The sequence below is a fragment of the Mesorhizobium sp. ArgA1 genome, assembly GCF_053714375.1.
This window is the reverse complement of sequence record NZ_JBSKBQ010000184.1, coordinates 1-278: the sequence shown is the minus strand read 5'-3', so window position 1 is coordinate 278 and position 278 is coordinate 1. Positions and strand designations below refer to the sequence as shown.

Annotated in this window: 1 pseudogene; it reads right to left on the bottom strand. The window is 65.1% G+C overall.

What is annotated here, in order from left to right:
- Positions 1–7 precede the first annotated feature (7 nt).
- A pseudogene (locus ACWGTI_RS32920) lies at positions 8–278 on the bottom strand (Ulp1 family isopeptidase); the annotation flags it as partial.

Genomic DNA, 278 nt, shown 5'->3' with positions numbered 1-278 from the left:
TCCAAAATCACAGCCTCGCCAGTCGGTTTTGCAGCGCCTGCCGATCGGCGACGAGGTTGTCGAGGTGCAGCGGCTCGTTGTCTGGGCGCTGCCCATCCACCAATCGTTCAACCAGCGCCCGCGTGCCGTCCACCACAAAGACGCCGCAATCGTAATCGTTCCGCTGCAGGGCTATGCGGGCTGGCGCCAGGGTGGCGCCCAGCAGTCCTGCCAGCTGTGTGGCCGGCGCGTCGTTGTATTGCCCTGGCTGGAGGGAATCGTAGTGATAGGCGACCGGC